The 24,895-nt window shown below is 43.2% G+C and carries 22 protein-coding genes; 8 read left to right on the top strand and 14 right to left on the bottom strand.

Annotated features, from left to right (window positions below; genetic code table 11):
• Positions 1–46 precede the first annotated feature (46 nt).
• On the bottom strand, positions 47–2,149 hold the full coding sequence (locus I3252_RS02255; RefSeq protein ID WP_238034072.1) for a DUF4105 domain-containing protein: 2,103 nt from the start codon (positions 2,147–2,149) through the stop codon (positions 47–49).
• A gap of 245 nt (positions 2,150–2,394) precedes the next feature.
• Here I3252_RS02255 and ampD point away from each other — a divergent pair, with 245 nt between their 5' ends.
• From ampD to I3252_RS02235, 4 genes are all read left to right on the top strand, one after another.
• Complete coding sequence (ampD, locus tag I3252_RS02250; RefSeq protein ID WP_238034071.1) at positions 2,395–2,979, top strand: 1,6-anhydro-N-acetylmuramyl-L-alanine amidase AmpD; 585 nt, start codon at positions 2,395–2,397, stop codon at positions 2,977–2,979.
• A gap of 48 nt (positions 2,980–3,027) precedes the next feature.
• On the top strand, positions 3,028–3,546 hold the full coding sequence (locus I3252_RS02245; RefSeq protein WP_238034070.1) for a hypothetical protein: 519 nt from the start codon (positions 3,028–3,030) through the stop codon (positions 3,544–3,546).
• A gap of 179 nt (positions 3,547–3,725) precedes the next feature.
• A complete protein-coding gene (murJ, locus tag I3252_RS02240; RefSeq protein WP_238034069.1) occupies positions 3,726–5,276 on the top strand; it encodes a murein biosynthesis integral membrane protein MurJ in 1,551 nt (516 codons plus the stop codon).
• 111 nt (positions 5,277–5,387) lie between these two features.
• On the top strand, positions 5,388–6,017 hold the full coding sequence (locus tag I3252_RS02235; protein WP_238034068.1) for a hypothetical protein: 630 nt from the start codon (positions 5,388–5,390) through the stop codon (positions 6,015–6,017).
• A 102-nt stretch (positions 6,018–6,119) separates the two neighbouring features.
• Here the strand turns inward: I3252_RS02235 and I3252_RS02230 are convergent, their stop codons facing one another.
• Complete coding sequence (locus tag I3252_RS02230) at positions 6,120–6,719, bottom strand: GNAT family N-acetyltransferase (protein WP_238034067.1); 600 nt, start codon at positions 6,717–6,719, stop codon at positions 6,120–6,122.
• A gap of 263 nt (positions 6,720–6,982) precedes the next feature.
• Between I3252_RS02230 and ribF the strand changes: the two genes are divergently transcribed.
• Positions 6,983–8,023, top strand: coding sequence for a riboflavin biosynthesis protein RibF (ribF, locus tag I3252_RS02225; RefSeq protein WP_055124726.1), 1,041 nt, complete (start codon positions 6,983–6,985; stop codon positions 8,021–8,023).
• A gap of 114 nt (positions 8,024–8,137) precedes the next feature.
• Here the strand turns inward: ribF and I3252_RS02220 are convergent, their stop codons facing one another.
• The 4 genes from I3252_RS02220 to I3252_RS02205 form a co-directional block, all read right to left on the bottom strand.
• Positions 8,138–8,377, bottom strand: coding sequence for a DUF2789 domain-containing protein (locus I3252_RS02220; protein WP_045444148.1), 240 nt, complete (start codon positions 8,375–8,377; stop codon positions 8,138–8,140).
• A 227-nt stretch (positions 8,378–8,604) separates the two neighbouring features.
• The gene (locus I3252_RS02215) at positions 8,605–9,588 is read right to left on the bottom strand and encodes a malate dehydrogenase (RefSeq protein ID WP_055124854.1); all 984 of its coding nucleotides are present in this window, start codon (positions 9,586–9,588) and stop codon (positions 8,605–8,607) included.
• Positions 9,589–9,966: 378 nt separating this feature from the next.
• Positions 9,967–10,608, bottom strand: coding sequence for a hypothetical protein (locus I3252_RS02210; RefSeq protein WP_055124727.1), 642 nt, complete (start codon positions 10,606–10,608; stop codon positions 9,967–9,969).
• A gap of 538 nt (positions 10,609–11,146) precedes the next feature.
• Positions 11,147–13,285, bottom strand: a complete 2,139-nt coding sequence (locus tag I3252_RS02205; protein ID WP_060491774.1) for a lytic transglycosylase domain-containing protein — start codon at positions 13,283–13,285, stop codon at positions 11,147–11,149.
• A gap of 387 nt (positions 13,286–13,672) precedes the next feature.
• On the opposite strand from I3252_RS02205, the gene miaB reads away from it, so the two are divergent.
• On the top strand, positions 13,673–15,163 hold the full coding sequence (gene miaB / locus I3252_RS02200; RefSeq protein WP_238034066.1) for a tRNA (N6-isopentenyl adenosine(37)-C2)-methylthiotransferase MiaB: 1,491 nt from the start codon (positions 13,673–13,675) through the stop codon (positions 15,161–15,163).
• 186 nt (positions 15,164–15,349) lie between these two features.
• Here the strand turns inward: miaB and I3252_RS02195 are convergent, their stop codons facing one another.
• From I3252_RS02195 to I3252_RS02175, 5 genes are all read right to left on the bottom strand, one after another.
• On the bottom strand, positions 15,350–15,847 hold the full coding sequence (locus I3252_RS02195; protein ID WP_238034065.1) for a GNAT family N-acetyltransferase: 498 nt from the start codon (positions 15,845–15,847) through the stop codon (positions 15,350–15,352).
• Positions 15,848–15,978: 131 nt separating this feature from the next.
• Positions 15,979–16,713: a LysE family translocator gene (locus I3252_RS02190; RefSeq protein WP_238034064.1), complete on the bottom strand. Its 735-nt coding sequence runs from the start codon at positions 16,711–16,713 to the stop codon at positions 15,979–15,981.
• A gap of 309 nt (positions 16,714–17,022) precedes the next feature.
• Positions 17,023–18,255: an acetylornithine deacetylase gene (gene argE, locus I3252_RS02185; protein ID WP_238034063.1), complete on the bottom strand. Its 1,233-nt coding sequence runs from the start codon at positions 18,253–18,255 to the stop codon at positions 17,023–17,025.
• 135 nt (positions 18,256–18,390) lie between these two features.
• Positions 18,391–18,876 (bottom strand): nucleoside deaminase, encoded by a 486-nt coding sequence (locus I3252_RS02180; RefSeq protein ID WP_238034062.1) that lies wholly within the window; start codon positions 18,874–18,876, stop codon positions 18,391–18,393.
• A gap of 296 nt (positions 18,877–19,172) precedes the next feature.
• A complete protein-coding gene (locus tag I3252_RS02175; RefSeq protein ID WP_045454074.1) occupies positions 19,173–19,826 on the bottom strand; it encodes a UPF0149 family protein in 654 nt (217 codons plus the stop codon).
• Positions 19,827–20,072: 246 nt separating this feature from the next.
• On the opposite strand from I3252_RS02175, the gene I3252_RS02170 reads away from it, so the two are divergent.
• Both I3252_RS02170 and I3252_RS02165 read left to right on the top strand, forming a co-directional pair.
• On the top strand, positions 20,073–20,513 hold the full coding sequence (locus I3252_RS02170; RefSeq protein WP_238034061.1) for a hypothetical protein: 441 nt from the start codon (positions 20,073–20,075) through the stop codon (positions 20,511–20,513).
• A gap of 116 nt (positions 20,514–20,629) precedes the next feature.
• The gene (locus tag I3252_RS02165; protein ID WP_055124735.1) at positions 20,630–21,061 is read left to right on the top strand and encodes a cell division protein ZapA; all 432 of its coding nucleotides are present in this window, start codon (positions 20,630–20,632) and stop codon (positions 21,059–21,061) included.
• Between the two features lie 82 nt (positions 21,062–21,143).
• On the opposite strand, the gene I3252_RS02160 is transcribed toward I3252_RS02165, so the two are convergent.
• The 3 genes from I3252_RS02160 to glyQ all read right to left on the bottom strand — a co-directional run bounded on the left by I3252_RS02160 (position 21,144) and on the right by glyQ (position 24,890).
• Positions 21,144–21,440, bottom strand: coding sequence for a hypothetical protein (locus tag I3252_RS02160; RefSeq protein WP_228244528.1), 297 nt, complete (start codon positions 21,438–21,440; stop codon positions 21,144–21,146).
• Between the two features lie 357 nt (positions 21,441–21,797).
• Positions 21,798–23,891, bottom strand: coding sequence for a glycine--tRNA ligase subunit beta (glyS, locus tag I3252_RS02155; protein WP_238034060.1), 2,094 nt, complete (start codon positions 23,889–23,891; stop codon positions 21,798–21,800).
• Positions 23,892–23,900: 9 nt separating this feature from the next.
• Positions 23,901–24,890 (bottom strand): glycine--tRNA ligase subunit alpha, encoded by a 990-nt coding sequence (glyQ, locus tag I3252_RS02150; protein ID WP_238034122.1) that lies wholly within the window; start codon positions 24,888–24,890, stop codon positions 23,901–23,903.
• Positions 24,891–24,895: the final 5 nt, after the last annotated feature.

The raw sequence follows: 24,895 nt of genomic DNA, 5'->3' as shown, positions 1-24,895 counted from the left end.
CTTATACATCTTTTTAATAATCTATACATTTTTTCAGTAATAAGTGTTAAAAATAGCGTCTGTACGACAGCTGTACGTCTTCATTAGAATCAATACGTTCTTGCCATTCGTAGTTGGCATTAATGCGTAACGCTTGTTTTTTATCGATATCATACTGCAGCCCTAATGTCGATATCGGCTGCCAATAATGACCACGGGCATCAGACTCATCGCTGCTGCCATGATACCAATATGGCAGTTGCAATTCAGCCTGCGCGCGTAACTGATTGTTAATCTGATAACGACAGCCTGCATTGACGCCAGCACCAAAGCGAAAGCCTTTATTGATACCGCGCCCTGCTTGCGCTGTGCCGGACAAAAAGGTATAGCATAGCTGCGGCGGCATCTCGCCTGTACCTGTGCGAGGCGTACCAAATGCCCATGACCAACCTGATTCATAGCCCAAGCTCCCAACTAAATGATCGCGACCGTCTTGCTGGGAGCCATCATTCACACGCGTCGCCTCGATGCTAGCGCCCCACGTTTTGCCTTTTTTGGCAGAATTTATCGGATTAAATGATCGCCCACGAATCAACGTCACATTTTGCAAAACCACACTGTTTGGCTGATTGGCTTTGTCATTATCGGTGTCGTACAGGCGCAAAGTCGCAGATGCGCCTTCTAAGTCAAAAAACTGTGGGAATCCTGAGGGACGATCAAGAATATCATGATAGCCCGCTCGTAAGCCCAAATCGATATAGTTATTATCACCGCGCTGCCCTAGCCCCATATGAGCCAGTTGCAGTGGATGTCTGTTTATTGGATTATTATCTGATACCGCTATATTAGGCTGCAATAACGTCTGTCCATCAGCTGACATGCTCGAAACCGCATTGAGTTGGGCAGATTTAATCTCATTGATCGTCTGCTTGGCGCTGTTGTGATAGCCGAATTGCTCGCGCTGCTCTTTGACCTTATTCAACTGCGCTTGGCGTAAAGTGCTATCAGCAGGGGTATAGTTGGTGCTGGCAAGTAAGCCTTCATCATCAAGCAACTGCACGACATCTGAGGGAATAACCGCATAAGGCAGCTGACTCAATAAATGCTGCTGCGGACGCACCACGTCAATTAAGCGTAAAATCTCAGACGCACAGTTATCTGTGGTGAAGTAATACGGCAATTTTAAATCTTTGGTTTCCCAAACGTGTAACATAATCTGCTGCACTTCCGCTGGAGTCAAATCCAATTGATACGTCCATGCATCGCGCTCGTCTTCTTGCAGATATTTCGCCAGCTTCTCTGGATAAGGGTCAATTTCAATGAGATTGTCATAACCGCCGGTCATTGATTTGATGGCATACACCACAAAATTGTCTTTTGGATTACCACCAACCGTATAATTCAGCGCAACCGCGTGATGAATCTGGCTCGGATCAGCCACGCTTGCTTTTGAGTCGATACGCAATAAGGTATGAGCAAAGGCTGATAAAGGGTTGTCTAAATATTCTTGGGCAAACATGATAGAGAGCTGCTCAGGGGCAATCTTTTGCATCCATTCATTCAATTCGGGACAGTCAACTTGTAGCGCCGTTTTATCAATGTTTAATGTATCGGTCAACCATTGTACACGCGCTGGAAAACGACATAATACCGAATTGTTGGCAGTATTTTTTTTGACAGTACGATTATTCGTTGTCGCTATCTCATTAGCGAGGGCGACGAGTAACGCATCAAGCTCGGCATTCGAGTCTTGCCGACCATGCTCACTCAAAAAAAAGTCAGCCTCATCAACCATGCTGGTGTCTTTTTTCTTACCAATCAAATTCCTTTGATCATCAAAGAAATATAACAAACGTCGCCATGTCGTATGTTGGGCTAAATTTTGTGTTGCTGCTTGCTCACGCCACTTGGCTAATAATTGCTCAGCGTTACTTTTTTCTAGCCCTTGAGTGTCTTCTGGAGCGTCATTATCTGGCGTATTATTAGCGATTGCAGCAGCTTGTGGCGTAGGCGCTAATGCCCCTGTCGTTACTAATGATGCTGGGGTTGGCAAAAAAGCTTGCGTTTGTGCAGAGAGTAGCAATCCTGCAATAGCAAGTGGTAAACGCGCTCGTTGACTCATAGTAGTTAGGGTACAATCTACAGATAAAAAATTAGGCTTTAGAGACATGGGGTAAACCTCGCACGTTATTATTCATACGCCGATAGCGTGATTGATGGCTGGCTGATAATGCCGATTGGATCGTCCACTAAAATAACCTTAAAAGCCAGATCATTGAAATATCTTAGTCAAAGTAGCTGTTATCAAAGTAGCTACTTTGATAACAGCTATCAAAATGACTATTGATTGATAAAAAATGGCTAGCAACCAGCGGTCAATGCCCACTTATTAACATCATGATAAAAGAGAATATTATGTCCATAACACCAATAACGATTAACGATGGCAGATTATCTGCAGCCACATATCTTGCATCACCAAACTGCAATCTGCGACCAACAGATATGAGTATTGATACTATTGTTATTCATAATATCAGCCTACCTCCGAACGAGTTCGGAGCGTCTGATGCTGACGGCATCCATTACGTTAAAGCATTATTTACTAATCAGCTAGACTGGGTGGCGCATCCCTATTTTCAAACGATTAAAGGCGCAGAGGTTTCGGCTCACTTATTCATCGAGCGTGATGGCACGATGACTCAGTTTGTCAATTTTAATGAGCGCGCGTGGCATGCTGGACGCTCTAGCTATTTGGGTCGCCCTGAATGTAATGATTATAGCATCGGTATTGAGCTTGAAGGGTCTGATTTTGTGTCCTTCACCGCCGCACAATATGAGGTACTCGCAAAAGTGGTCTGTGCCATTTATGCCGCCTACCCCAAAACTCGTCGTCATCTAACAGGTCATAGCGATATTGCCCCTGGTCGCAAAACAGATCCCGGTGATTATTTTGAATGGGCAAAATTACGTGAGATGGTTGCCGCTCTATTAAAATAAAAAGACTCACTTAACTTTAATAATTATTAACCATCGACTGGAGATATTATGACTTGGATTGAAGTGGTCGATTCAGCAGTGAAAATAGGTTTGGGCGCATTAATAGCAGGCGTTATTGCTTTTCTATTATCTTCAACACAACATCGTAACGAGCTAAAAAAAGCTAAAGTAGAACGCGAGTTTGAGATGTTAAAAACGGTCGCAGAAAAAGTGGAGAACTTTAATAGTATCACTTTGAATTACTGGGCATTCGCCACTGACTGGCGGCGCAGGTTAGTTTTAGATTCTTCGCTTCCTAAATCTAATGGATTATTAGATGCTCAAAATAAATTATTCGACAGCTTTAGTGAGCTAACGAAAGCGGAATCTTTATTACTACTATTTGGCTATAGCAACGCTCAAATTAAGCTTAGAGAATATGGCGAGACAGTTATATCTTTCAAAAAAAGAGTAGAATGCGTACATATCCCTTTCGACCCAAATGATACGACCAACTATAGAAAATCTATGATTGATAAACGCTCCGAGCTATTTATTCTCTTAAATGACATCTATAAAACTATTTAATTCTTAATCTGCTTGTCGCAATTGAAGAACTATCCCTACTTATCAACGATTTTTTATCATTTTATATTCCACATCCAATCCATTTATCTCGATTATGAAAATGCTATAATTCGTCAGCTTTTTGATAGTAGCAACTTAGTAAACAACCTTCATTAAACAAATTAGCACAATAGGTTCTCATGGCAAAAAGTCGGTTATTTCGTTCAACCATGGTGGTCAGTAGTATGACCATGCTGTCTCGTATCTTGGGTCTGGTACGCGATGTCGTATTGTTAGGCGTCTTTGGCGCTGGTGGTCTGATGGATGCCTTTTTGGTCGCCTTCAAAATTCCAAACTTTTTGCGGCGTTTATTTGCAGAAGGTGCCTTTAGTCAAGCCTTCGTCCCTGTGCTATCTGAATACAAAGAAAAATATAGTTTGCAGCAGGTACAAATCTTAGTCAGTCGTACTTCAGGCGCTCTGCTGTTAATTTTGTCGATGCTTACCGTCGTTGTTATTTTAATGGCTCCTTGGGTCGTGACTTTATTCGCGCCTGGTTTTGCGGATCAACCAGGTAAATTTGCTATTACCGCTGAATTACTGCGTCTGACCTTTCCTTATTTGCTATTTATTTCTATGACCGCCTTTGCCAGTGGCATTTTACAAAGCTACGGACGCTTTGCTGCGCCTGCTTTTGCACCCGTGTTATTGAACTTATGTATGATTGGTGGCGCGCTAATTTTTGCCCCTATGTTCGATGTTCCTATCATGGCGCTAGGCTATGCAGTCGCTATCGCAGGATTGTTGCAATTCTTACTACAGCTACCGCAGCTAGGGCAACAAAAGCTGCTGGTCGCACCCAAGGTCGACTTTCAGCATGAAGGCGTTCGCCGTATTTTAAAACTCATGCTGCCTGCCATCTTTGGCGTCTCTGTCACTCAAATTAATCTGCTGCTCAATACCATTTTTGCGTCATTGATGATTGGCGGCTCGGTTTCTTGGCTGTATGCCGCAGAGCGTATGAGTGAGCTGCCATTAGGCTTGATTGGTGTGGCAATCGGTACAGTCATTTTGCCAAGCCTATCAAAAAGCGAGGCGCAAAAAGACGATGTTAGTTTTAAAAAGACCATCGATTGGGCGGCACGCTTAATCATTTTAGTCGGTGTTCCTGCATCAGCAGCGTTGTTTATACTTGCCGATGTACTGATGCAAGCGCTGTTTTTGCGCGGTGAATTTACCTTACGCGATGCGCAGATGAGTTCGCTCGCATTACGTAGTATGGCTGGTGGTATTTTAGGCTTTATGCTTATTAAAATCTTTGCCCCTGCTTTTTTTGCCCGTCAAGATACCAGAACACCCGTAAAAATCGGTATCATTTCTGTCTTTGCCAACATGGTTTTTAGTGTCATTTTCATCGGTATATTTTATTTCTTAGAGATTCCGCTACATGGCGGCTTGGCATTAGCAACCACGGGCGCGGCCTTTGTGAACGCAGGCTTATTATATTACTTCTTACATAAACGTGATATTTTCCGCTTTGGCAGTCATTGGAAAAAACTATTCACCCAGTTTGCGATTGCGACCAGTGCTATGATTGGCGCACTTTATGTCATGCTGCCTTACTTCCCTAGCGATGATGCTCAATGGCGACGTATCGCCGCTTTGCTCATTATGTGTGCCGTGGGAGCACTGGTTTATGGCGTGGTATTACTAGCCACTGGTTTCCGTCCGCGCCAGCTAAAGCATGGTTAAGCAGCTTCACTTACGAAACCAAAACAAGCTTAGTAAGAGAATGGATAGTGAATGATGCGGATAGTTGCCATAATTAACCATTAACGAATAAATGAAATCTGAGGGCTAATAATGATAACCGAACGAGTAACCTGGCTACGCTTACCAACTATCCTGACTGCTGGTGTCCTTAGCACTGGACTGCTTTTAACTGCTTGTAGCGATAACGATAAGACAGCTAATAGTGCCGAAGATACGGCAGCCATCGCTGAAGGCAGTTCTGATAAAAGCATTGATGCTGAAAATAGCGCTGCTAATCAAACGTCAGCAGTGGATGCGAATAGCACAGTTGACAGCAAGCAGATGACTGACAATAGTAAAGATGAAACGGCGATTGATAGTGATAATATCAATCCAGTCACTTCTGCGACCAAGCAAAAGAGCCTCGTAACCAATCCCACCGAAGCTGGCACACCAGAAGATACTGTAAAGCAAGCACTAGATAGCTTGTATTATGGCGAGGTAAAAGAAGCCGCTAAATATTATAAAGTAGATATGGCAAACTTCGAAGAAGAGCTGGCTAAAACCCAGTATGCCTTTCAGCAAACCGTCGATGGCGTCACTATTACCGATACTCAATATAACGATGATAAAACCCGTGCCACCATCATTGGGGAGCTGATGCTAAAAGGACAAAGTGCGCCTGCACCGTTGACTTATGAGCTGCAAAAAATTGAAGGTCAATGGAAAATCCTAGGATAAGACGCCTTGCTGCCCTCACTTAAAATCACTTTAGCTTAAGTCACTCGAACTTGAGCTATCTTATCTTCAATAATGTTATTTGATACCAATCTAAATTTGATATTAATCTGACGACACTGCCTTGCCAAGCATCACGACATCAGCGATAAAGCCTTGCATATCACACACTTTTGGCATATATCCCCATTGCTCAAAACCAAGCTTACGGAACAATCCTAAGCTTGGCTGATTGTGCGCAAAAATAAGCGCGATTACATTATGAATGCCTAGGCTTGGCGCTTGTGTCAACATCCAGCATGTCAATAAGCTGCCCAACCCTTGACCGTGATAATCCTGATGCAAGTAGATACTAATCTCAGTGCTGATATGATAAGCCGGTCGTGCATATAAATCGCTAAAGCTGCCCCATGCAACGATTGTTGCTGTCTCTGCTTCTGCTGAATTTTGCGTGGCCTTATGCATCGCTTTTACGACATAAATAGGACGCGTCGGACTATTTATATGCTCATCAAACCAATCTGCACGCTCTTCACAAGTCACTGGGGTAAGATTGGCAGTGGCTTGCTTACCTGCAATAGTCTGATTATAAATCGCCAAAATCTCTGACAAGTCGTCTCTACTTGCACGCTGCACGACAAACTCATCAGTGAGATAGTGTTCTAACAAAACAGTTGGTACAGCATTCAAGGCAGCAACGGACATAAGGTCTCCGTAATTATTAATTAATAGTCTATGGGTGATAATTGTTGCAAGATGATCCATCTATACAGAGGGTCATTACAAAAGCATGTGGACAAACATCACGGTATTTTAAGATGACAGAGCGGATAGCGCCATACTTTTATTGTCAGTAGACTATAGGATGTTAGTGTGGTCATTTTACTTTATAATGGCTGATTTTAAACACATTGATTTTGGTACGGGTGTGTTTCTTATCTGGTTTTATCTATCATAGCTGAAAATTTATGAACACCTATTTTCTTGAGCAACTGATTGCCTCGCCCAGTAATTTGACTGCAAATACTAGCCCAGTAGATTTAGCGCCCTGTGTGCTCACTATCGGTAACTTCGATGGTGTCCATCTTGGTCATCAAGCGATGCTTGAACAAGTCCGTGATATTGCGCATGCACAAAATCTTGGTTCTGCTGTCATGATATTTGAGCCACAGCCTCGTGAATTTTTTGCGCCAGCCACTGCGCCTGCTCGCCTCACCAATCTCGCTGAAAAACAAGCTTTGTTAGCAGAATATGGCGTTGAGACCTTGATTGTGGCAGGATTTGATGCAGAATTTCGCTCGCTATCCGCCCAAGCATTTGCGGATATTTTAGCCCTGCGCTTAAATGTCAAAGCGTTGGTGTTAGGTGATGACTTCAAATTTGGTCATGACCGTACTGGTGACAGTCAGTTTTTGCGGAATTATGGCTTAGATGTGACCAATCTACATACCGTCATCGATGATAGTGGTAAAGCGGCACGTATCAGCTCTACTCGCGTTCGGGACTTACTATTGGCTGGTGATATTGACGCTGCTAATGTGCTACTTGGTCGCGATTATGCGATTACAGGAATGGTCGTTGGTGGTGATAAAATAGGTCGCACCATGGACTTTCCTACTGCGAATATTGACCTACAGCGTTTAAAGCCTGCCCTGCATGGTATCTTTGCTGTTGATGTCGTCAGCCTCGACGAGGATGGGCAAGTGATTGCTGATGGCTTATCGGCACTTGCTATAGATGGCAAATCAGGTATCTCAGGACTACGTTCCAATAGCCTCTTTGGGACAGCCAATATCGGCACTAGACCCTCTGTCGATAAACAACATGATTGGCGTTTGGAAGTTCATTTTCCAGAATTAAATGCCGATTTATATGGATTAACTTTACAGGTTCGATTTTTGCATTATTTACATGGTGAACGACATTATGATGGCTTAGAAGCATTAAAAACAGGCATCCATAATGATGTCAAAGCATTAATTGAGTGGCGAGAGCAGCAGTCCAGTTAGATTGCTAGTAAGCTTAAATGCGGGCGTCGATATTTATAATTTATAAAAAACCCACAGCGTTTATAACGTTTGTGGGTTTTTATTTAATAATTCGTTTTTTAATAGTTCTTTTTTCTAAGCATCTGGATGCATACGTACGTTTAAGTCATCGATGACCTCTACCCATTCCGCATCTTTTTCCCATTCTTCTTGTAGAAAAGCACGCTGATTGTCTGTCCAAATGCTCGCTTCTATCAACTTCTCTTCTTTATCCAACTGATTATTTTCAATAAAACTATCAATCGCTGCATCTGAGCTATCAAGTCCCAACTGTGCAAATAATTCATTCATATTGTATTCTGGTTCACCCAACATATTTTTCTCCTTGAATGGTACGAGTGTCTTTGTGTTTATTATCTAAATTGACATATTTATTGTAGCAAGCTTTATTTTAATAGCTGTTAACCAACGTGTATCTAACGTTATCAATTGTATTTTGATAGGCAGACAAGACACAAAAAAGCCCTCTAATGTAGAGGGCTTTTTTAGATCAATTTCTATATAACAGTTTTATGACATGATAATATCGTGACATTGGCGGCTTATGGAAGCAGGTGTGCTACCGCATCACGTTCTTCGCTAAGCTCTTGCTCAGTCGCTGCCATTTTCTCTTTAGAGAAATCTGATGACACATCAACGCCATCTACGATAGACCAGTCGCCGTTAGTGCATGTGCATGGGAATGAGTAGATTAAGCCTTTTGCGATACCGTATTCGCCGTTTGAATAAACGCCCATTGATACCCAATCATTCTCATCAGTACCCAATGCCCACGTACGTACGTGTGCAATGGCCGCGTTGGCAGCAGAAGCGGCAGATGATGCACCGCGTGCTTTAATGATTGCAGCGCCACGTTGTTGTACTTCTGGGATATAAGTCGCTTCGTACCATTCGCGATCAACCAAATCTAATGCAGGCTTACCGTTGACAGTAGCAGCAGTCAGATCAGGATACTGCGTTGATGAATGGTTGCCCCAGATGATCATTTTTTTCACGTCATTTACTGTGCTGTCAGTTTTGCCAGCCAACTGTGCCATGGCACGGTTATGATCTAGACGAGTCATCGCAGTGAAGTTACGTGGATCAAGATCTGGTGCATTACGCTGAGCGATAAGGGCGTTGGTGTTGGCAGGGTTACCGACAACCAATACTTTTACGTCACGGCTTGCAACGTCATTCAATGCTTTACCTTGTGCTGAGAAAATTGCAGCGTTGGCTTCTAGCAAATCTTTACGTTCCATACCTGGACCACGAGGACGTGAACCGACTAGCAGAGCATAGTCAACATCTTTGAATGCAACCGTCGCATCATCAGTCTGCACAATACCTGCTAATAAAGGGAATGCACAATCTTCTAATTCCATGACCACACCCTTTAGGGCGTCAAGTGCTGGAGCGATTTCAAGCAATTGCAAAATAACTGGCTGATCTTTACCTAGCATCTCGCCAGATGCAATACGAAATAACATAGCATAGCTGATATTACCAGCGGCACCAGTGACGGCAACACGTAAAGGCTGTTTCATTGACATTGAATACTCCCTAATTATAGATTAGATAATTCATGATTCTGATTGATGGTTCTAATGGATGACTATCGTTGTAAATAGCGACTTGCCTACTGAATATAGCAGTCATAAACCGAGAGCTAGTGTAGCACTTCGTTCAGCAAATCGTCTAGAGACAATAAGACGCCGACCACCGATTATATTGTTACATTTTATACGGGAGGATTTTTATACCTACTGTAAACTTATACGGATACAGTGCTAGAAAGCAATAAAAGGCAGCTGATAACAGCATTGAGAAGCGTTGTATACAGTGGATACAACACTTAAAATAAGCGAGTATTATTAGGGCGTGTCCTCAATTCAAACAATAAGCATTTAAATGGGCTAAAAAAACTATTTCCCACCTGAAATGACGAATTTACTGCCACAATTATTCACAACATTATGACATGTGCCAAATTCGCTCCCTTCATAACAAATGTGGATATCTGTCAATGTTGATTGACGACGACTGCCCGCTTGGCAAATCAGATCAATACTGTTTGAGGACATACCGCTGTTAAGCTGGGTCATTTGACTGATAAATCGAGATTTAGAAACCGTATAGCTATTACCTGTATTAAGCTCGTTAGGCAGCTTTAATGCGCCAGCGTAATTGGTAATCTGGCGGAAATAACTACTGGCACTGAGTGGACTACACGCCCCATAACGCTGCCAAGCTTGGCTACGTACTGTCGTATCAGGCATGATACGGTTGACGACTTTTAACTGTAACGGTGTCAGACGTGGCTCACTACCACGTCCGCAGCGCTCACCATATCCCATATCCAGACCTGATACTGTCAACGAATAACCTTCCAAGCATTGACGCATGCGGGCACGTGTCGGCTGTATGCTACACAATGCTGGCGTCATCTCAATCATCAACACCCGCTGTCCGCTCTTAACAGCGCTCGCGGCATGTACCGGCATCATCATAATGCCTTGCAACATCACTAATGCACCGATACTTAGCGTCGTATTTAGTTTATCCATAGATGTATTAGTTATCGAGCTTGATTGGTTTAAATCTGGCGTCAGAGTAGATAGCGAGCGTACCTGCATCTGCTGAATAGATGACTGATGCCGAACTTTGGATAACAGGGACAGATTGAAATATTTTTTAATCATAGGGGCTGAAGGCATCTAGCAATGATAAAAACATGGGCTATCGTTTAGCTCATAGTGTTCGACGTATAAACACTGATAAAACTAAGAATAGAGCTAACAAAAATGTGTGCGTTGATTGATAAGCACTTATTATAAGCACGTATAAAAGACACTAATTGATGCAATGGTAGCAAAACGTTTTTTTTAATCTATAGCAGAAACGTAAACATAAGCTAATGATAGCATCAATAGTACAAAAATATCGCAACGTTAGCATGTCATCATCAGCGAGGTTGGGCGTCGAATTAGGCATCGCGTCAAGACAAAACTAGTTTTGATTGCACAATAAAAAGTGACATAAAGTGACATGAAAAAACCATTAATGATTGCTCACGAATGGTTTTTTGATTTATACATTGGTGCTTTAGAGCGCGGCAGGTATCGTGCCCATGCGCTGGCTAATAGGCTGACTACGACCTAATAGACTGCTATAAATGGTGGCATTTTCCATCACGTGCTTAACGTAATTACGGGTTTCAGGAAAGGCAATCGACTCGACGTACTGGTCGGCTGCGAGCGAACCATATACTGGTTGCCAACGCTTGGCATTGTTCGGTCCCGCATTATAACCAGCCGTTGCCAACACAGGCTGACGGTTTAGCTTGCCGAAAATATCACCCATATACCATGTACCATAACGAATATTGGTATCGCCACTATTGGCACGGCTGGCGCTATAGGTCTCACCTAAATTTCGAGCAATGTATTTTGCCGTGTCAGGCATCACCTGCATCAAACCACTAGCACCAACATTTGAGCGTGCTGATGCAACAAAACGACTTTCTTGACGCATGATGCCATAAGCCCAAGCAGGATCGATACCAGCAGACTGACTATAACGTACGACTGCATCTTGATGCGGCATCGGATGTGATAACGCTAAGCTGTCTACTCTATCAGTATTATCAACGGCATAAATTGCTCGGTCGAGCCAGCCCATATCATAGGCTTGACGAGCAGCGGCAATAATCAAGTTATCATCACGCTTGTCGCGCGCCTGCTTTACCGCCCAGTTCCATTCACGATTGGCATAGGCACGGCTGGCGTCAGCATTATATAGAGCAAAAGCACGCGCAAAGTTGGCATCTTGCATGACACGTGCGCGATCAGCGGTACTGACATTTGGTAAGTTATTACCACCCAAACGACTGGCATCAAAACGCTGACCCACTTTATCCTTTGCCATTAAGCCATAATAGTCATTATTTTTTGCCAAGTTTTGATACATTTTTTTAGCAGTATTACGCTTGTTAGCATCGCTTGATTGCTCGTAAGCGCGAGCCAGCCAATATTGCCACTGGTCACTTTTTTGGGTTTCAGCCTCCATTTTTGAGATGGCTTCGACCACATCGTCCCAGCGGCTAAAGCGAATCGCTGCCATGGCATAATCTTCAGCTTCTTCAAAATTAAAATCTTCGTCTAGGCTATTGCGGAACCAGTCAACCGCCTCAGCATTAAAACCATCATCCGTATTATGATTCATACGTTGCACCCCAAGGATGCGATACGCATAGCGACGAGTCTCCGCATTCAACAATTTAACTGAACGCTGATTGTCTTGCTTAACATCAAAATCCAACTGTAATGCAGCTTCACGGTAAGACTTGTCAGCAACGCGTCCCATGGCATATAGATATAAGTATTGATTGTTTTGACTGGCAGGTTCTCGACTAAAACGGCTAAAAAAAGCAGACGGATTCAGTTGAATCTCACTCAATGCTGAATAAGCAATGGGCGTTCCTAAACGTGATGACAATGCCATAATGTCACCCGTTTTGCCTTTACGTAACATACGCTTGAGCCGCGCCGCGCGATCCTGATTGCTAATCAGCGCGTTATTATTCATCTCCATCGCGAGCTGGTCACACAAGGCTGGCTGCTTTTTGGTCGTCAACCAAACCTCAGACTTGGCTGCCATAGCCCGCATAGTATCACCGCCATTATTGAACCCAAGCGCCACCGCACAGCGCTCACTGGCATCCGCATTGGTAATCAAATTCGCAACTTGGCGTACTGAGGCGTAATCATTGGAGCCTGCTTTGGTCTCAGCAAAATCGGCCACCAGCTTTTCTGCCATTACCGTATTTGGATATTGACGCACAAACTGTGATACTGCCGCCGAACTTTGCGAATTAAGATCTAAATTCATCCGCCAATAAGTGGGATACATGGCAAACAAACCGCCGCTCATGGCTTGCTCATAATTGTATAAGGCACTGACATCACCGCGTTCTGCCGCAATTGCCGCTGCTGTAAATGAGCTCACACCATTGTCTGACTGATAGCCACTGTTTTGTTGATAGCTGCCTTCTTGCTGATAACTGTCCTCTTCGCCCCAGGTCAGCTCAGCACAAGCCACCTGTGACAATCCTAGCGCACTCATTGCTGTCGCCAAACTTAACGCACTGACTCGTAGCGTCCTTGCTTTCATTCGTTTTGCATCTTCATTTTGCTTAATAGATTCTCTATCCTTGATGCTATGAGCAACCTGCGGCTTTGTCATACTGACTCTCTTTGTAATGTGTCCAAATGATTTGGCTAAATAATATATTTAGCATAACAATGCCAAAACGGCGTAAATCGCGATTTAATCAATCGCGCTAATATGGTCGCATTCATCATACTATACTCGTTGCACTTTCAACCATCACCTTTACCTTTTGTTAATAAATACGATAGCACGGTGTAACATAGAAGTGATAGCAAGCCATAATTTTTGCCAAACGCGTTACTAGCAGCAGTAAATAATTGATACTGTTATAAATAATTTATCATAACGACCAACAATTGACTCTGCTAATTTTTCACATTGTCATAGGGTTGTGATAAAATACGCCACCTGTTAATCACCTATCACGCTATATTTTTAGTCAATCATGGACTTATCCTTATGAGTGTTACTGTATTTAATCCCCGCATCGATGACACTGCTGTCGCTGAAACAACCGATACTGCGCCTGCTGTCACTGCACTCAAAGAATCAAGTTCAGCCCAAGCACCTGTCAAAACAGCGACTAAGAAAGTCTTTGTCACCACGCAGGGCTGTCAGATGAACGTCTATGATTCTGGCAAAATGCTGGACGTGCTCGGCGATTCCCACGGTATGGAAGTGACTCATGATATTGACGAAGCCGATGTATTGCTGATGAATACTTGCTCTATCCGCGAAAAAGCGCAAGAAAAGGTGTTTTCAGAATTGGGTCGCTGGCGTAAATTAAAAGAAAAGCGTCCTGATCTTGTGATCGGTGTTGGCGGCTGTGTTGCCTCACAAGAAGGCGATAACATTCAAAAGCGCGCGCCTTATGTTGATATGGTATTTGGCCCGCAGACTTTGCATCGTTTGCCAGAGCTATATGATCAATCACATGAGCAGCGTGAAATCGCGCCTAAAAACCGTATCGGTACGATTGATGTGTCGTTCCCAAGTATCGAGAAGTTTGACTTTTTACCAGAGCCAAAAGTAGAGGGGTTTAAAGCGTTTGTCTCTATTATGGAAGGCTGCTCGAAATATTGCTCATTTTGCGTGGTGCCTTATACCCGCGGTGAAGAACTATCACGTCCACTCGATGACGTGCTGGCTGAAATTGACAGCCTTGCCGCTCAAGGTATTCGTGAAATCAACCTATTGGGTCAAAACGTCAACGGCTATCGCGGTGAAAAAGACGACGGCAGCATTTGCCGTTTCGCTGAGCTATTACATTATGTCTCGCATGTCGATGGCGTTGAACGTATTCGCTATACGACCAGCCATCCACTAGAGTTCACCGATGACATCATTGATGCTTATGCACAATTGCCAGAGTTAGTATCACACTTGCATCTACCTGTACAGAGTGGCTCAAACGCGATATTGGCGGCGATGAAACGCAACCATACGATTGACGTGTATATCAATCAGATTAATAAGCTAAAAGCTATACGTCCTGATATTCACTTGTCGAGCGACTTTATCATTGGCTTCCCTGGTGAGACCGATCAAGACTTCCAAGATACCTTGAATTTGGCAAAAGAATTGAATTTCGATCATTCTTACAGCTTTATCTACTCTAAGCGTCCAGGCACGCCAGCGGCAGAGTTGCCAGATGATGTGAGTTTCAAAACTAAAAAAGAGCGCTTAGCAGAATTCCAAAAAGTCATCATTGATTCAACGCTAGCGAAAACGCATGAGATGGTCGGCACCACGACACGTGTCTTGGTGGAACAAGTTGCCAACCGTCATCCTGATTGCTTAATCGGTACGGCAGATAATACCCGTACGGTCATGTTCCCTTATGACGAAGACAAAATGGATGAGATGTTGGGTAAACTCGTGAGCGTACGTATTACTGATTTCGTCAGTCCACACATGGTAAAAGGTGAGCTAATCGAAGTATTGGCGTAACTGTTAAATTATAAGTTTGAGCAAAAATAAAAATAGCCGTTCACTATCAATAGTGAGCGGCTATTTTTATTCATAAAGTGGGTTAGTTTTATCAAGCTCTCAAAGAGAGTGCAAACGATACTTAACTTTCTAAATGATTGCTGTAAAGACATATTGAGATATTGACTTTTGAACACAGTAAAAGTGCTATAACACAAAACACTTCATTAAGATCTCGTTAATATATTCCTCATTATCTTTCAATGCCATTGGTTCTAACCCATAAGCTTGAAAACCAAAATTTTTATAGAAATTAATAGCAGGCTTATTATCATCAGCTACAGTAAGTAAAATTTGTTCCACATATTTTTTACTATACTCCATAACTTCCCTAAACAATTGACTTGCTATGCCTTTTTCTCGGAATTCAGGTTCAATGAATACACTGGATAGATACGCTTTATGAGAAAATTTTATTCCAGTCTCTTGTGTGAAGGTGGCTAAACCTATGATTTTATTTTTATGATAGGCGCCAAATACAGTTGAACTTGATAAGCACTTTTCAAAAAAAATTGGTGGTTTTGCTACTTCTGCTACATATGTAGACCCAAACATTCTTGGAGATTTTTCTAGAGCTGAAAGTCTGATAGTTCTGAAATCGTTAAGCTCATTAACACTTAAAATTTTTATCTCAATATTTAACATACGATCATCTGCCCAATCATAAAATACCTAATAGATCAAACTAAGCTACCTGTCTCAGTGTGCAGGGTGAATTACTTTTGTCAAACTCACGTAGAAAGCGCTGATAAAACGTAACCCACTAGATTCGTTTTTTAAACCATAAAACTATTTATGACTTCAACCAATAGAGCGGCTGCAATGATGATAAATATGACGCCGCAACCACGATTGAGCCACGCTAAACGATTGCCAACATCGAGCCAACTTGCCAGTTTTGTACCACCCAAGGTATAAACGATTTGCCAAATTGTTTCACTTAAAAACAACCCTATCGTTAATAAAACATATTGCGGCCATAACGGCGCACTAAAATTGATAAATTTGGGGAAGAAAGCGGCAAAAAATAAGATGGCTTTGGGGTTAGATAGCGATACCCATACACCTGTACGGAACAAGGTCACATTGCTTGGCGAGATTCTCACCGCTGCGCTTGAGAGCGAACGCGGCTGTGGTGTACCAGCTGTATCTTCACTGCCAGAAAGAGAATATTCAGCCGCGACTTCTTCGCTCATTTCACGAGCATCACTCATCAAGCTGCCATCGCCTGCATCACGCCAAGAGCTAATACCCAGATAGATTAAATAAGTCGCACCCACTGCTTTAATGACTGTCAACAACCAAGGCGACTGGCGACTAATCACATCGAGTCCAAGTAGGGTCGATAGCAGCAAAATAAACAACCCAAGGCTCAGCCCTGCCAGCGTCCACAATGTGCGCTTTACGCCATAGTTCATGCCATACTGAAACGCGAGCAGCATGTTCGGACCTGGAGTCGCTGAGATAAAAAACGTACTGGCGAAAAATAATGCAAACAGATGCCAAGTCACAACGAACCCCTACTATTTATATATCAGCAGCCCTCACACGAGCTGCTACATTACCAAAAAATAATACCGCCATTTAGGCGGTATTATTGATACTTACTCATATTATATACTTATGTCTAGGGCGTGTCCTCATTTTAAAAATGGTGATAAAAATGAGATAAATGGTAGTCAAACAAGGAAAATAGTGCAGATAATATCGAGATATTAGTCAGCTATTTGACGCCGTTTGGCAAGATTTAGCCATTTTTAACCTATTTAGATGATATAACTATCGATTGAATTGAGGACATGCCCTAGTATTTTCATACCTTATTTACTGGTGCAGCTGTCTAGCAGTTTCTGCAAAAAACCATCACAGCGCTCAATTTCACTCAGCTTAACGTATTCATCGGCTTTATGTGCTTGCTCAATACTACCGGGACCGCAGATAATCGTTGGGATGCCAGCATTGGTAAATTGCCCGCCCTCAGTTGCATAAGCTACTTTATGACGCTCGTTATCTCCAGTCAGTGCGGCTATTAACGATTGCAATTCAGCACTGTCGTTATCAGTCATTGCCGGTACGCTTTCTTCTTGCATCAGCTCAATGCCGGTATCGGCAGCACGTGCTTGCATCTGGGCATTTAATTCTGCCACTTTCGCTTGAATCGGTGCAAGAATATCCTCTTGTGTCATATGCGGCAGATTACGATAGTCAAAGGTAAACTCGCACAAATTAGGCACAATATTGGTCGCGGTACCACCTCGAATCGTGCCTACAGACAATGTGGAATAAGGCACATCGAACAGCGCGTCCCCATCTTCAAGAGCACCGTCACGATGGCTCAATTCTTCTGCTAACTCATCGACATAACCAATCAAACGACTGGCATAGCTGATAGCATTGACACCTTGGGCGGTCAATGACGAATGCGCAGACTTACCATGGACGCGGCAACGATAAACGGCAATGCCTTTATGTGCCACAACCATCGTCATATTGGTTGGCTCACCGACGATACAATAATCAGGGGTGATACCACGCGCTTTCAAATCTGCCAGTATCAATGGCGCACCCAAACAGCCCACTTCTTCATCGAATGACAATGCTAAATGCAGTGGACGACGTAACTGACCGCTATTTGATAACTGCACAGCGCGTGGTAATAACGTCAATGCACAAGCGATAAAGCCTTTCATATCACACGCACCACGTCCGTATAGCTTATCGCCACGTATCGTCGCAGTGAATGGATCTGATGTCCATTCTTGACCATCTACGGGTACGACATCGGTATGACCAGATAGCACAAGACCGTGATTGACTTCGTCAGCGTTTGCCACTGCTGGCACAGTAACGAATAGATTGGCCTTGTTTTTGGCTTCATTAAAAGTCAAATCTACTATCAAACCTAATTGTTCACAGTACGCTTGCACATCTTCAATCAAGGCTAAATTTGAATGGCGACTGACCGTATCAAAGCCAATCAAGCGCGTTAGCCAATCGATACTATGCGCAGGGTAAGACGTATTTTTGAGCTGATTATTATTGTTCGAAGTCATGAAATATCCTTATCACGATATAATACCAATTTTAGAAATACGGTTAGCGATGTTAAATTTTCCAAGTCTACTAGATGTAGTACTCGCACTCGTTTTTCGCTACTGTAATTTCTGAAATGGTAAAAATAGAAAGCGTTAGCTTTTTTGCAATGAACGCCTTTGTAACTCTTTTACCTCTTCATCCAAGCCTGCAATCGGACCTTGTACTGGTACATTTGGTGCTACTTCTTGAATACTTAATGAATTGATCGGTGATGAGGATTTTACGCCCATCTCCTGCATCCATGCATCCAACTGTTTTGATGAGCTGACATAAACGATACGACCAAGCCCTGCCCACGCATGCGCGGCCGAACACATGGCACAATGCTCACCTGAGGTATAAACCACAGCGTTATCGCGCGCCTCCGCTGTCATATTTGCTGCTGCCCATTTAGCAACGGCAATTTCAGGATGATAAGTAGCATCGACAGAATTGGCTCGGTTACGATCTTCATGCAGCACCTGACCATCGCCATCAACCAATACACTACCAAATGGCTCATCGCCCGCCGCTAGCGCTTCAGTAGCAAGCTCTACGCAGCGGCGCAAATACATCATATCATTGTCGGTGATCATCATAATCTCCCTTCTGTTATCTAAGCGCCATTAATGACTCTTAAAATCTCTCATATCTTTTTAGAAAATACTAGGGCGTGTTCTCATTTTAAAAATGATGATAAAAATGAGATAAATGATAGCCAAATCAGAAAAATAGCGCAGATAATATCGGGATATTAACCAGCTATTTGACGTAGTTTTGCAAGATTTAACTATTTTTAGCCCATTTAGTCACTTTCGCTTAGATTGGGGATACGCCCTAGCATGGATGATAAGTTGGCTTTTATGACAGATTGCTTCTTACGATAGCGTCTTTATTATGAAGGACGGTTTTGATTCATCGCATCAACGACTGGCGGCATTGGCTTTGGTAACTTGCCTTCTGCCTGCAGCTCTTTGGTGGTTTTGGCATCGATAGCCAGTCCAGCAATCAGGGCAATATCTTTAACAGGTTTACGCTTGCGGGTGGCAAAGCTCACTGGCACCATGCGCGCAAACTCATAAATATGCAGATAAGACTCTTCGCCACCTTCAAAGTTTTCATCATCTTCTAAGCGAATACCACCGATTTTAGCCAAATCAGACAGCATCTCATTTTCGTCACCACTGAGACCACAGTCAGTAATCCCAAAACCGGTCATAAAACCATTTGCCCACTGTTTCAATGCCATCACGCGCTCGTACAAATCATGTTCATCATCTGGCACTAATGGCGTGTAAGAATAAGCATCGTCTTTGTCTTTAAGCTGAAAAACAGTGTCTTCCGCTTCTTCTGTTAATAGTGTCAATGCCTCGTCAGGTAAAGGCGCAAAACTGAGCTCCTCAAATACCTTAGCCCATACTTGCTCATCAGGCGCATTACAGGCAGTCATAAGCCCTGTCATCAAGCCATGCACTTCGCTGATAGAGACGTCAGTCCAGTCATCAAAAGCAGTCAGCCATGTATTCCAGCCAGATATATTGTCATTCATAATAGAGGTCCTAGTGATTGATTATTGCTTAAAAAATATTGCTTAAAAAATAAAAACAGACGGATAAAATAGGTGTGAGACATCGCTTGATATTATCAATCAAACCATGGCTAATAAAAATAAACAAACAATGCCTAATATAGGTAATTACTTTGTTGATATAGATATTATGCGGTCACCTATGGCATTATTAAACGCAGAGAACAAAATTCATTCACGCTTACTTGTTAAGGATAAAAACTGACTATGTATGATCAACTTAGAATATTAGAAAAAATGATACTCGACATAAAAAAACAGTATCAGCTTGTCAGTGCTGAACTTAGTAGCCTCAAACAGCATCCTGTTAGCGACCCTCAAGAGCTTGCAGCACTAATGACCAAGCTCAACACTAGCCATAGCGAACGCGATAGTGCCAAAAAACAATTGAACGATCTCGACAAGCGCTACCAAAGCTTGGCTGAAGCGCATCATATGATAGGCGAAGAACAAGATAAATTGCAAAAACAGGTTAGCCAATTGCAACAACAAAACAGCCAGTTACAACAACAAAATAATGAATTAAAGGAGCAATATAGCGATATTAAACAGCAAAACAGTGAGCTGCAGAAAAAGAATCAATTGGCAGCTGAGCGTACACAAGTTGTATTAAAACGCTTAACTCACATCGATCAAGTAGAAGGCTGATCAGGGATGGCAATAAACGATGACCGATAATCACTACTTGCTAATGAAACCGACAAAATCAAAACGGTAATATTTTATATTACTCATTTTACTGACCAGACATTGTAGGATTTATCATGACCGATGACCACAAAAACTCTATAGAAAAAAAGCCACAAAATGGCCAACAGCAGAATATTTCTTCTAAACCACAACCAGTCGCTGCAACTGGTTCAAATACGTCGAGTGCTACTGTGAAAACCACTATCCCTGAACCACAAATCAAGAAGGTCGATATTGCAATTGCGGGTGTCACCTATCCTATATATTGCCCAGTACACGAACAAGAAGAGCTGCTCTCAGCTGTCTCGTATATTAATAACCATGCACTAGATCTCAAACGAGATGCGCCAAGCCTCAGTCAAGAAAGTATCTTAGTACTGTGCTGCTTGAATTTGTATGAAAAAATACACACCAATCAAAGAAGCGATGAAGATCGACTACAGCAAGACAAACAATCTGAAGCGCTATTAAATAAAATTATGAAAGACGCACAGTCTGTTTTATAAGCGCATATTACGCGACGAAACAATAAGCGCTTCGCTCTGATGAGCCAAGCGCTTTTTTATGCCCAAGCCATAATCTAATTATTTATACGTCAGGGTTATAAACCTTACCTGCATGAAAATCTGCTTGATGCTCATAATTGCAAAAAAACAATGTTTGGTTTTCGCCAATGGCACTCTCACTATTTGCAGCCAAGTTGGGCTTGGTTTCAAGGACGCCACGGTATTCAGCCAAGCTGTTGCCACAAAAATTGCACTGACGCGGTGTGATCACATCCCCTTTTTTTGGCATCATGCTTTTGGGCGCACGCGGGTACATAAATTTATAAAACCCCCACATTACTATCCAAATAACGATGATGATAATGATAACAGCAAACACGGCAGTGCTCCTTTGAATATGAGTAAGCGCTATGAATGATAAAAGCCGCTTGGCGGATTATTCAATACGTCTGAACAGTATAACTTAACCAGCAATACTGACGATATAGTCAGAGCACTTTTAAACCGCTACGGTGTTACCCGCCCTAGATGTACTTAGTGTACTATCTGCGGTCGGTCGCCTTGTAGCGATTCTAAAATTCCTTGACTATAGTGCTATGTTTTAGCGAGTTAATTGTCCATCCATTTATCATGATAATTTATCAAAAAATGCCATGATATGGCGTAAAAAACTGGCCATAGCGGGCCAGTTTTTGTATTAAACAGAAAATAAAGTGAGCGATTTATATTAGTGAAACTATAGCTGCAGCTCACTGATATCAGCGACGGTTAAAAACAATGCGCGTACTTGCTTAAGCAGCGCTAAGCGGTTGTTTTTAAGGGCGGCGTCTTCACTGTTGACCATCACATTATCAAAGAATTGCGTCAACGGCTCATCTAAGCTGGCAAGCGTTTGCAATACTTGTGTGTAATCCGCTTGTTCTAGCAGCGGTTTAACCGCCGTCTGCGCTTGCAGCACACTTGCATATAAGCTTTGCTCGGCAGATTCAGACAATAGCGCTTCATCGACAGTATCAGCGACACTCACTTCTGATTTGGCCAATATATTGGCGACACGCTTGTTTGAATCAGCAAGCACCGAGGCTTGTGACAATTCGCTAAAGGCTTGTACGGCGCGAATACGCTGATCAAAATCAAGCGGCATATGCGGGTTAATCGCTTGCACGGCCTGAATGGTATCGACGCTCACGCCCTGCTCGGTATACATCGCACGATAGCGCGAGTTTAAGAATGCCATGACCTGAGTAAACGTATCACCCATTTTTTCAATCTTGCTGCCTTCAGCGTCACTATAGCCTTTGATTGCTTGTTCAACGAGCGCAACCAGATTAATTGGCAATTGCTTTTCGATCAAAATACGCAAGATACCGATGGCTGAACGACGTAGGCTGAACGGATCTTTTGACCCTGTCGGCGCTTGGTCAATGGCAAAAATACCAACAAGCGTATCTAAACGGTCAGCTAATGCTAAGCAAATGCCAATTGGCGTCTGTGGTAATACGTCACCACTGAATTTTGGCAAATACTGCTCTTCTAAACTGGCAGCGACTGCTTCTGGCTCATTATTCAAACGCGCATAATAAGTGCCTGCAATGCCTTGTAATTCAGGATATTCACCGACCAATGAGCTTGCCAAATCGGCTTTTGACAAAATACCCGCACGCACCGTTTCATCGATATCAATCTGCTGACCTTGCTGTTGCATCAAGGCGGCAATAAAGGCGGCAAGCTTGGCGATACGCTCAGATTTTTCCCAAATCGTACCCAGCTTGTCTTGGAAAACGCGAGTTTTGAGGCTTTCTGTCAACGCAAATAATGGCTGCTTCTGGTCTTGTAAGAAGAAAAACTCGGCATCGGCCAAACGTGGACGCACGACTTTCTCATTACCTTCGATAATTTGATTGGGATCTTTTGACTCAATGTTGGTAATGAAAATAAAGTAAGGCTGCAACTTGCCTGCTTTATCAGTTAAGCAAAAATACTTTTGATCCGCTTGCATGGTCGAGATAAGCGCTTCTTGCGGCACTTGTAAAAAGCGCGCTTCAAAGCTTGCTCGTAGCGCAATGGGGAAATCAACCAATGCGGTTACTTCATCCAACAAATATTGCGGCACGATAGCATCTGAATTAACTTCATCAGCCAATGCTTTGACTTGGTTTTTGATCAGCATTTGACGCTTATCAAAATCAGCCACGACTTTTAGACCGCCTAGTAATTCTTCGTAGTCATTGGCGTGCGCAATCTCATGGTAATTAGGGCTGTGGAAGCGATGACCACGCGTCTGATTAGCAGTCTGATGACCTTGGATAGTAGCGTCAATGACAGTACTATCTTGCATCAATACTGCCCATTGTACTGGACGGACGAATTCATTACGGCTAGCGCCTGAGCGCATACGCTTAGCAATCGGCAAGTTATCAAGCGCTGTTTGGAAAATAGCGGGTAGCAATTCAGTCGTTGCTTGACCCTGAATGGTTTGCTCATAGCCGACATAATCACCTTTATCGGTGTTGATCGTTATCAGCTCACTGGCTTCAATGCCTAAACCCTTGGCAAAACCCATTGCCGCGCGTGTTGGATTACCTTCCGCATCAAGGGCAGCTTTAATCGCAGGACCGCGCTTTTGCTCACTGCGATCCGGCTGCTTATCGCTAATACCCTGAATCTGAAGTGCCAAACGACGCGGGGCGGCAAAGGCTTTGATACTATCGAAGCGAATTTCTGCTTCATTTAATTGTTCGGTGACACTCGCTTGTAGCGCATCACGTAGTGGCTTTAGGCTTTTTGGAGGTAGCTCTTCACACCCCAGTTCAAATAGAATAGTACTCATGGGATGCTCCTATTTATTGTTATTAGTAGATTGGTTGTTATCAATAGCTTGATTGATTTCTGTATTCTCAGCGGCTTGTTCTTTTGGCAAATACTTATCGAGCGCCGCTTGACGATGCGCCTCATCCGCTAATGGAAAGCCTAACTTAGCGCGTGCTTCAACGTAACCAATGGCAACCTTACGGGCAAGCGTACGCACACGTAGGATAAAACGCTGACGTTCGGTCACTGAAATCGCACCACGAGCGTCGAGTAAATTAAAAGCATGTGAGGCTTTTAGTACCATCTCATAAGCAGGTAATGGCAAACCCTCGGCAACCAATTTATCTGCTTGCTGCTCATAAAAATCAAACATCTGACCCATCATTGGCACATCGGCGTGCTCAAAGTTATAGGTCGATTGCTCAACTTCGTTTTGATGGAAGACATCGCCATAAGTGACGCGGCCAAACTCACCATCTGCCCACACCAAATCATAAACGCTGTCAACACCCTGCACGTACATTGCTAAGCGCTCAAGACCGTAGGTAATCTCGCCGGTCACTGGGAAGCACTCAAGACCGCCTACTTGCTGGAAGTACGTAAATTGCGTCACTTCCATACCGTTGAGCCAAATCTCCCAGCCTAATCCCCACGCACCCAGCGTTGGCGACTCCCAATTATCTTCAACGAAACGCACATCGTGCACCAATGGATCAATACCAATGGCTCTTAGCGAGTCCAAATACAGCTCTTGGATATTGGGTGGATTTGGCTTTAGCACCACTTGAAATTGATAATAATGCTGCAAGCGGTTGGGGTTGTCACCGTAGCGACCATCAGTTGGACGACGTGATGGCTGCACATAAGCAGCATTCCAACGCTCAGGACCTAACGAGCGTAAAAATGTCGCGGTGTGAAAAGTACCCGCGCCGACTTCCATATCATAAGGCTGCAAGATAACACAGCCCTTATCTGCCCAATAATTCTGTAGGGTTAGAATTAAATCCTGAAACGTCATCGGTT

Origin of the sequence: Psychrobacter sp. Ps4 (assembly GCF_022129285.1) — a bacterium.
Classification (GTDB): Bacteria; Pseudomonadota; Gammaproteobacteria; order Pseudomonadales; family Moraxellaceae; genus Psychrobacter; species Psychrobacter immobilis_A.
The sequence above is the reverse complement of the archived record's forward strand: the minus strand, read 5'-3'. Positions and strand labels throughout refer to the sequence as shown.

Coding starts and splice junctions, on each gene's coding strand:
- I3252_RS02210 (WP_055124727.1), bottom strand. CDS start 10,608: ATGGATAAACTAAATACGACGCTAAGTATCGGTGCATTAGTGATGTTG.
- I3252_RS02220 (WP_045444148.1), bottom strand. CDS start 8,377: ATGTTGGGTGAACCAGAATACAATATGAATGAATTATTTGCACAGTTG.
- miaB (WP_238034066.1), top strand. CDS start 13,673: ATGAGTGTTACTGTATTTAATCCCCGCATCGATGACACTGCTGTCGCT.
- I3252_RS02175 (WP_045454074.1), bottom strand. CDS start 19,826: ATGAATGACAATATATCTGGCTGGAATACATGGCTGACTGCTTTTGAT.
- I3252_RS02230 (WP_238034067.1), bottom strand. CDS start 6,719: ATGTCCGTTGCTGCCTTGAATGCTGTACCAACTGTTTTGTTAGAACAC.
- I3252_RS02195 (WP_238034065.1), bottom strand. CDS start 15,847: ATGTTAAATATTGAGATAAAAATTTTAAGTGTTAATGAGCTTAACGAT.
- ribF (WP_055124726.1), top strand. CDS start 6,983: ATGAACACCTATTTTCTTGAGCAACTGATTGCCTCGCCCAGTAATTTG.
- I3252_RS02170 (WP_238034061.1), top strand. CDS start 20,073: ATGTATGATCAACTTAGAATATTAGAAAAAATGATACTCGACATAAAA.
- I3252_RS02180 (WP_238034062.1), bottom strand. CDS start 18,876: ATGATGATCACCGACAATGATATGATGTATTTGCGCCGCTGCGTAGAG.
- I3252_RS02165 (WP_055124735.1), top strand. CDS start 20,630: ATGACCGATGACCACAAAAACTCTATAGAAAAAAAGCCACAAAATGGC.
- I3252_RS02235 (WP_238034068.1), top strand. CDS start 5,388: ATGATAACCGAACGAGTAACCTGGCTACGCTTACCAACTATCCTGACT.
- ampD (WP_238034071.1), top strand. CDS start 2,395: ATGTCCATAACACCAATAACGATTAACGATGGCAGATTATCTGCAGCC.
- glyS (WP_238034060.1), bottom strand. CDS start 23,891: ATGAGTACTATTCTATTTGAACTGGGGTGTGAAGAGCTACCTCCAAAA.
- argE (WP_238034063.1), bottom strand. CDS start 18,255: ATGACTTCGAACAATAATAATCAGCTCAAAAATACGTCTTACCCTGCG.
- glyQ (WP_238034122.1), bottom strand. CDS start 24,890: ATGACGTTTCAGGATTTAATTCTAACCCTACAGAATTATTGGGCAGAT.
- I3252_RS02255 (WP_238034072.1), bottom strand. CDS start 2,149: ATGTCTCTAAAGCCTAATTTTTTATCTGTAGATTGTACCCTAACTACT.
- I3252_RS02205 (WP_060491774.1), bottom strand. CDS start 13,285: ATGACAAAGCCGCAGGTTGCTCATAGCATCAAGGATAGAGAATCTATT.
- I3252_RS02245 (WP_238034070.1), top strand. CDS start 3,028: ATGACTTGGATTGAAGTGGTCGATTCAGCAGTGAAAATAGGTTTGGGC.
- murJ (WP_238034069.1), top strand. CDS start 3,726: ATGGCAAAAAGTCGGTTATTTCGTTCAACCATGGTGGTCAGTAGTATG.
- I3252_RS02215 (WP_055124854.1), bottom strand. CDS start 9,588: ATGAAACAGCCTTTACGTGTTGCCGTCACTGGTGCCGCTGGTAATATC.